Here is a 7,725-nt window from a genome sequence, read left to right on the forward strand (position 1 = left end):
GAGGTCTTCGCTTCGGTGATGGGGAAACGGTAGTAGGGAACGTTCAGTGTCCCGCCCAAGGCCACAACGGCTTGGTGTTCCTTCGCCGTTCGGCGGACCATACAGTGGGATCGTTTGAATTGCAGAAACAAGGGAACACCTGGCCGGTCGAGCTTCACATCATAGCCGCCTCCTGCTTTGCCTTCCTCGATCAGACTTGGAAACACGGGTGCGGCTGATAGCGCAACCCAACCAACGAGTTCATTGGTAAGGGCGAACCCGTAAGAGAATTCGGAAATTTCAGGTTTCATCTTTCAGCCGCCGTTGCCAGTTTCTTTGAAGTCACGCGGATTGGTGAACCGGCTTTTGCACGACTTCTTTAATCCCGATGATTGCATATATGACTGAAGTAACTCTATAACAAAAAAAGGGAATTTTATGGACACTACCGCCATCCCTCCCGAAATCCGCTACCAGTGGAATAGCGCAAATATTCCAATCATCGTCCGTTCCGGGATTTCCGGCGATAAACTCACAGCGCGGTTGCCATATCGTCCCGATAATCGGGGCTGGCTTTTCGGTCTGGCAACCGGACGCCGGAAGCCCGAAGTACAATGGGCTCCCGTCGAGAAAGCCTGGAAGTTACCAGTTAGTTGGCTCAATCGTTTTGTTGACAGCGGCTTGGAACGATATGGACAGCTCTACGTCGTTCAGCCCTACCGTGAAATGGAGAAGTGCGCGCCCGCTTGTCGGAACGCCGTCGGACACGATTGCCAGTGTTCCTGCATGGGCGCGAACCACGGCGCAGGTGATGGTAGTGGATGGTTCGACGTCTCCGAGACGTTTTCGTTCCGATGGGGACCGCAATCTGCGGCGATCAGGTTGATGACCCGAAAGGCATGAACAAAGCTATCGGCTCAGTCGTCAAACGAAGCTCGTAAGTGTTGGCAACGGTTTTTTGGGACCACTGTCACCATTAGTCGGCATGGGTGTTTGCCAGTCTGCCTAGGTGCATTAGTTTGCTTGGCCGCCTCCTGGCTGTCCGAAGTGCAGCACTTTGACTCGTTGCTTCCCTTCGCCTGCTCGGCGCTCTGCTAGGCCCACCGTTTGTTCGTTCATAGGTATCATGGATACTTGCCGCGGTTTATTTGGGAGTGAAAACGAACCCGCAGTGCTCTGGTGCGTCTGTCGGTTCAGTTCACATTTCCCATCGCGGCCACCGCACTTCTCCCGATGTCTGAGTTGCATGACATGCTGGTCGCAGCTGTCGTCCCGTCCACAAAGGTTGCCGCCGATCTTTTTCCCCTGACCCTGCGGGTCATTCCGCGCGGGTCAAAAAGACCGGCGCCTGCCCCTCTCCGCTACGCTTCGCCTTCGGTGTGGCCGTGCCTTGGCCAGCTGCAAGGTGACCATCATTGCAACGCAAACAAGGAGAAGAGCAATGACCACGAACTGCATCAAATTCACCAGCGCCGACTTTGAGACCGCCAAGGGCGTCGGCTCCATTTCAACCCTGAACTTCGACCTCGACGTCACGGTCGAACCCGTCGCGAGCACGAACCCGATGGCCCCCACGCACCGCGTCCTCGGCCGCTCCCCGCGCGGCAAGCTGGTCGAGTGCGGCGGCATCTGGAAGAAGCAGAACAAGGAGACTGGCGCCGACTACTACACGCTGACCATCCGCGACCACGGCTTCAACGCCAACCTCGGCAAAGCCGCGAACCAGGACGATCTGTCTCTGCAGGCCGTCATCCCCTGGGGCCCGAAAGACGCCGCCTAAGCCAACAGCCAGACCGCTTCGGCGGTCTGGCTTTTCTGCGTTCTGGAGAACCAGCCTTGGGCGGGCGCAAGATCGGTGTCCGAAGGATGCCTCATATTTCGGACGCGGAGGCAGTGGCGGGTAGTCAGACTGGATAGGTCGCAAATGCGGTTCCGATCCTTGTGTTCAGTGACATCGTGGATCGAGCAAGCGCGTGGCGGAACCGAATGTCAGCCGGAGAACTGGGACCCACTTAGCGAGCCAAGCGCACTCCTTCTCTCAGTCGAGCAAACCGCGCCAGGACCGTCTTCGTGATGCTTCCCGGGGTGGCGAATTTACACTGTGCCGCGAGGGTAGAAATCGCAAATCAACGTCATGAGCCTGGGGGCAACGTCTCACGCCAGTGTCACCGCCGCGCGCCTGTCCGTCGACCTGTTGGCCTTAGAGATCGCTAGCCCGAGGTCGAGCGGTCGGCAACGCCCGGGGGCAGGTTCCTGGACGGCTGGCGCTTTACGTTTGAATCGCCTCGAAACACGCTGCCTCTCGCCTGCGGCTCGAACGCGTGTTTCGAACATCATTGTTCTTTTGAAAACGTAAAGCACCGTGACGCCTTGAGCGCTGCCGAGGCATCGCTCACAACAAACCTGTCCCCGGTGTGCTCCATTTCATTCCGCCCCGTGCCGGGTGCAGCCCGCTCTCATGCCCCCGGTCTTTTCCACGATCCGTCCAACGACGATCGTTGGGCCGGATCACACCATGACACTCGAACAATCGATCGACCTCGCCGAATTGCAAGCCGACATGGCCTTCGATGCCTACCTCGCCGCCTTCGATGAAGACGCCCATCCAGAGACCCTCGGCAGCCTCGAGACCGAGGCGCTGATCGCCCGCAGCCGCTATGACGACATGCGCTCTCAGGGACTGGGTCACTGACCCAGAGACCCCTGCGCTCTTCGGATCCGCAGGGGTCTGACGTCGTCTCTCAGAAGCTTCGTGACGTCCGGAGAGGGTGTAACCCGCGGGCCGTCTTCGTGTTCCTGGAGCCCGATCAGTAACTAGCTCGGGCGCTCGGTTTGTGCGTTTTCAAGCGCTGCGCTGACGCCAATTCCAGCAGCTTCCTTCCCGCCCGGATTCTGCGCATCAATGAGGGTTGCGCTCGTTCGATGTCACGCTGCGCAGGGCTTTGAACGCGCTGCCGATACTCGCAAAAATACACATCACGCAAAACGTAATATTGCGCAATGTACTTTATTGAGGTACAAGCGAAGGAGAGAAGGAAGACGTTGGCAGGATATGGCCAATGTTTGCACATTTTGTCCGAGGGGTCTGTCATGGGCGTTTCCCGCAAAGCTGAATGCTCCGCCGCACGCGAACGCGATTGCGAGCAATCTCTGCCTCGCGCGCGTCTGCGCATGCATGCCTTTCTTTGAAACGGGAGAACGCCCTAGTGCCGAGGCCAGCGAAAAACCTGAAGCTAGAAGAGCGCATCGAAGTGGCACGGCGCTTTGCGGCGGGCGAAAGCGCGAAGGAACTGGCGGCGGCGTTTGGCATCTCTGCGCGCCATGTGAACCGGCTCGCGAGAGAGGAGGCGGGCGAGGGGATCGCGGTGCGCGATCCAAGCGAGACGGTGGCGTTCCGGGCCAGCCGATCCGAGCTGGAAGCCTTCGATGCGGAGTGGCGCGAACGGGGCTTTGCCAACCGGTCGCAGGCGCTCAATGCGGTGCTGCGCGGACGGTGCGGGTTCCTCGATGTACCCCGTGATCTGGTCGCCGAATTCTGCGCTGCATGGCGTCAGGCGAAGGACGTGAGCGACGCCGGATTGGTGCTCGCCAAGGCGGTGCATCGCGGTCGGTTGGAGGTCTCGGAGGCGGATCGCGCCGTGCTGATCGAACTGCTCGATCTGGCGCAGTCCATGAGCCGTGAGATGGGCCGGATGAAGGATGCAGCGCAGGCACTGCGTCATCAGGAGTGGCCAAAAAAGGAAGAAGGGCAGGGAGCGGAGAGCGCGGTTCTGGAGGATGACCTGCGCGAGACCGTGACAGGTTTGAGGCTCGTCAGGAATGGCTGATCCGCTTGCCCTCTACACCTCGGTCATGGGTCGGCTCTGGGAGGATGAGCGCATCCGGGGCCAGGCCGCGGCGCGGATCGACGCGCGGCTGGCGGGGCGTCGGCAGGGGCGGAGTTTCGCGCGCGTCGGATCCCTGTCGGCGCGCAACGCGCTGAAGGCGGCGTCGGGGCAGAGCCGGGCGGCGGTGTTCAAGCGGATCCGGGCAGGGGGCTGCAAGACGCGTGCCTCGCTCGGGGCGCAGATCTCCTACATCAACGACAAGGCGGTCTACACCTACTCGACGATGACCAACGCGCTGACCGATGCTGCGGTGCTTACCGAGGAGCAGAAAAAGGACATCGTCGAGGACTGGGCCGGGACCTGGCGCGGCTCGACCAAGCTCGGTTTCACCTCGCACATGCTGCTCTCTTTCCCGACCGACGTGACGGTCGACCAGGTCCGCGACATCGCGATGCACTGGACGGAGCATTTCTTCGAGAGCGGTGCATACGGCGACCAGTGGGACTATGTCCTCGCGGTCCATGACGACCGGGCGCACAAGCACGCCCATATCATCCTGAACAATCGCGGCGTCGAGAAGGGCACCTGGTTCTCTTGCTGGGCCGAGGGCGTGATGTCGCCGCAGCTCATGCGCGAGAAGCAGGCCGAGATCGCGGAACGCTATGGTGTGATGCTTGACGCCACCACCCGGCTCGAGCGCGGCATCTTCGAGAAGCCCGCCGGGATCGAAGAGATCTACCGTGCCAAGGAAGAGGCCCGCCTGCCGCGCGAGATCGTCATGACCGCGCAAGAGTCAGCCATCGCGCAGGCACAGGTGGTGGGCTTCGCCAAGGACTACAAGAACCTCGCCGACCTGCTGGACCGGATGGACCAGCGCCACATGGCGCGCGTCCTGCGCGGCATGGCCGACAGTCTCGGCTCGGGCACGCCGTGGAATTTCACCGAAGGAGAGATAGACATGAAGGACATCAAGACCGTCGGTGACGCGATCGACTATTCCGAGCGCACGATCGAGGCGCTGAGGCTCAAAGCCGAAGAACTGGACCCGGCCGAGCGCGCCGCCTTCGAGGCCAAGGCCGCGCCGATCATCGCAGACCTTTCGCAGATGGTGCCGGACCCGGACCTGCGCGCACGTTTCGGCAAGCAACTCGAGGAACCCTATCCGCCAGGGGCGGGCAGCGAGGTTCTGATCGCCGCGCTGCAGTCCGGCAATGATGATGGGCTCCGTGACGTGCTCGAGCGCGCCGACGAGGCCGGGATGGACAGCGAGGAGCTGGTGGCCCGGATCACGGCGGGCGGCACGCGGAACTACGGCATGGCGCAGGACTGGGTCGAGCGGGACATGAACGCGGTGCTGGCGAAGGACGGTCTCAGTGTCGAGACGGCCAGTGATGACCAACTCGACGCCGCGCTCGAGAAGGTCGACGGCGTGATGGACGCGCTGATGGAGCGGGCCAAGGAACTGGGTGTCCAGATCGGTCGGACCCTTGCCGATGAGGACGAGGCAACGTTGCCGCTCATCGACGAGGACGACCGGACGCCCAATCCCTACCTGCAGGACCTCGCCGACATGTTGCGCGACGGCAAGCTCAGCGAGGAACAGGAAGAGACGGTCGAGCGGACCCTGCAATCCGAGCTCTTCAAGGAACTGGGTGAGGAAGGTTTGGCCGAGCTACGCCGCGGCAACTACGAGGTGCTGGATGCGGCGCTGCCGAGCAAGCTCGATCAGATCACCGTCACGCAGGAGTTCCTTGAGATGACGTTTGAGGAAACGGGCGACCAGGTCTTCACCGACCGCGCCGCCGGATTGCAGCAGGACAAGGCGACCGAGGTGGCACGGCTGCGTGGCCAGCAGGAAGCGCAGGAAATGGGGCGCGACCTTGGCCGTGATCGCGGTCTCGACGACGAGATGGAATTCTGAGGGGGAGATGACCACCATGACCAAGACACTTCCCCTCTGGGCCGCATTTCTTTTCGGTGTGATCTGCGGCGCTGTCATCGGCACCATCGTCGCTGCCTTCTACCTGACCCTGGCCCTGAAAACCGGGTTTGGCAGCTTCGACATGCTGGCGCTCTGGAAGGCGAGCGCCGGCACCCGCGCGGCGCATCCCGAGGCCTTCAAGGTGGGTTTTGGTGCCGTCGGCTTTGGGGCCTTAGGCCTCGGCGCCCTGGCGTTGGCCTGGACCTGGAAGAAAGAGCGCGACGATTATGGCTCGGCCCACTGGCAAACCAAGGCGCAGCTGAAGACGAACGACATGCTGCAAGCGCCGGGCAAGGGCTTCGTCTGCGGCAAGCTTGGCGCGCCGACCTCCAAGGCCGAGTTCATCTCCTCGACCACCATCCCGCATGTGATGATGGTGGCCCCGACCCGCGCCGGTAAGGGTGTGGGTTTCGTGATCCCGAACCTCCTGAGCTTCGCGGGCTCGGTCGTGGTGCTCGACGTGAAGGGCGAAAACTTCGAAAAGACCGCGCGGCTTCGGGCGCTGAACGGCGACGAGGTCTATCGTTTCAGCCCCTTTGACTGGGCCAATGCCACGCATCGCTACAACCCGCTCGCCCGGATCGCCAAGGCTCCGAGCTTTGCGCAGCGCTTCACCGAGGTGTCGATCCTGGCCGACCTCTTCCTCGACAAGGACAACAAGACGCTCGACACCTTCTCCGAGGCCGGCAAGTCGATTTTCGTCGCTGCCTGCCTGCTGGCGATCCAGCGCGGCACGCCGAACCTTGGCGAGGTGAACAAGATCGTCGCCGGGGGTGAATACAAGAACGCGCAGTACAAGACCTATGCCGACGAGGCCGAGGAAGACATTCTGCGCGAGCTCTGGACCAACGCGGCCTCGGCCTCGTCGCGGCTGCTGACCTCGAACATCCAGGCCCTGATGACCGCCGGTCTCAAGCAGTGGGACAATCCGGCGGTGCGCTCGGCCACCGAGGCGAGTGACTTCGATTTCTCGACCTTTCGGAAGACCCCGCAGTCGCTCTACATCGCGGTTTCCGAGGATCATATCGCGACCCTGGCGCCGCTTCTGCGCCTGATGTTCGCCGATCTCATTGCCTCGATCCGGCTGAACGAACGTGGCCCGGACGAGCCGTGGCCGGTCATGATGATGATCGACGAATTCCAGCAGATGGGGGCCATGCCCTATCTCGAACGCGCGATCCATTCGCTCGCGAGCTATGGCGGCCGCGTGGCGATGATTGCGCAGTCGCTGGCTTCGCTTGATCGGATTTACGGACCCGAGGGCCGCGAAAGTCTCGAGAACGGGGCGGGGCTCAAGCTCTACATCACCCCGCGCGACCAGCGCACCGTGAAGGAGGTCTCCGCCGCGGTCGGCAGTACCACCCGCGAGGCGGTGACCCGGATGTATGGCCGCAACAAGGGTTTCCTTGGTGCGACCTCGACTTCGGCGCGGCTGGAAGAACGACCGCTGCTTTCTGAGACTGAAGCGCGCCTGATGGATCCCGACGAGGTCATCATCCTCGCCTCGCCCCAGCACCCGATTAAGGCGAGCCGGGTCAAGTATTACGACGATCCGTTCTTCAAGCAGATGCTGGCCCGCCAGGAGGGCAAGCCGTTCCCCTATCCGCCGAGTGTGCAGGGCGTGGGGCCTTGGGGTAGCAACGGCGATGATGAGGCCGGCGCAGACGAGCCGGCGAAACCGACCGAACGCGCGCTTGTCCGGGATCGCTCGCAGCGGCGCAAAGCGCGGGCGATGAGCGTCAGGACGATGGAGGCCGGGCGCGGGCAACCAGAGCCGGAGACGCTCGATCGGGACGCGGCGGTGCCGAAGGAATGGGAGGCAGTGTTGGATGCGCGGGAGGATTTCATCGAGGAGTTGATGGGGCATTGACAGTATTAGGAGTTGCGACAGGACACGATAGCGAGTGCATCTGCAAGCATTCGGATTTCCCGTTGACA

General features: G+C 62.0%; 6 protein-coding genes. 5 read left to right on the plus strand and 1 reads right to left on the minus strand.

The window, feature by feature from the left end; genetic code table 11:
- Positions 1-290 (minus strand): hypothetical protein (locus tag A3728_RS08740; protein ID WP_201722305.1); only part of this gene is annotated, 290 nt, incomplete at its 3' end.
- A gap of 1,130 nt (positions 291-1,420) precedes the next feature.
- Here A3728_RS08740 and A3728_RS08745 point away from each other — a divergent pair.
- From A3728_RS08745 to A3728_RS08760, 5 genes are all read left to right on the plus strand, one after another.
- Positions 1,421-1,759 carry a DUF736 domain-containing protein gene (locus A3728_RS08745; RefSeq protein ID WP_067267168.1) on the plus strand — a complete coding sequence of 113 codons (339 nt, stop codon included), beginning with the start codon at positions 1,421-1,423 and terminating at the stop codon, positions 1,757-1,759.
- A gap of 735 nt (positions 1,760-2,494) precedes the next feature.
- Positions 2,495-2,671 (plus strand): hypothetical protein, encoded by a 177-nt coding sequence (locus A3728_RS23430; RefSeq protein ID WP_231886407.1) that lies wholly within the window; start codon positions 2,495-2,497, stop codon positions 2,669-2,671.
- 514 nt (positions 2,672-3,185) lie between these two features.
- On the plus strand, positions 3,186-3,806 hold the full coding sequence (locus tag A3728_RS08750) for a helix-turn-helix domain-containing protein (RefSeq protein WP_067267170.1): 621 nt from the start codon (positions 3,186-3,188) through the stop codon (positions 3,804-3,806).
- A complete protein-coding gene (locus A3728_RS08755; RefSeq protein WP_067267172.1) occupies positions 3,799-5,727 on the plus strand; it encodes a relaxase/mobilization nuclease domain-containing protein in 1,929 nt (642 codons plus the stop codon). The genes A3728_RS08750 and A3728_RS08755 overlap by 8 nt, the downstream gene beginning before the upstream one ends.
- A 16-nt stretch (positions 5,728-5,743) precedes the next feature.
- Positions 5,744-7,657: a type IV secretory system conjugative DNA transfer family protein gene (locus A3728_RS08760; protein WP_067267182.1), complete on the plus strand. Its 1,914-nt coding sequence runs from the start codon at positions 5,744-5,746 to the stop codon at positions 7,655-7,657.
- Positions 7,658-7,725 lie beyond the last annotated feature (68 nt).

Origin of the sequence: Sulfitobacter sp. HI0040 (genome assembly GCF_001634885.1) — a bacterium.
Classification (GTDB): Bacteria; Pseudomonadota; Alphaproteobacteria; order Rhodobacterales; family Rhodobacteraceae; genus Sulfitobacter.

Excerpts from the sequence above, each read along its gene's own strand:
- A3728_RS08745 (WP_067267168.1), top strand. The coding sequence starts at position 1,421 with ATGACCACGAACTGCATCAAATTCACCAGCGCCGACTTTGAGACCGCC.
- A3728_RS23430 (WP_231886407.1), top strand. The coding sequence starts at position 2,495 with ATGACACTCGAACAATCGATCGACCTCGCCGAATTGCAAGCCGACATG.
- A3728_RS08755 (WP_067267172.1), top strand. The coding sequence starts at position 3,799 with ATGGCTGATCCGCTTGCCCTCTACACCTCGGTCATGGGTCGGCTCTGG.
- A3728_RS08760 (WP_067267182.1), top strand. The coding sequence starts at position 5,744 with ATGACCAAGACACTTCCCCTCTGGGCCGCATTTCTTTTCGGTGTGATC.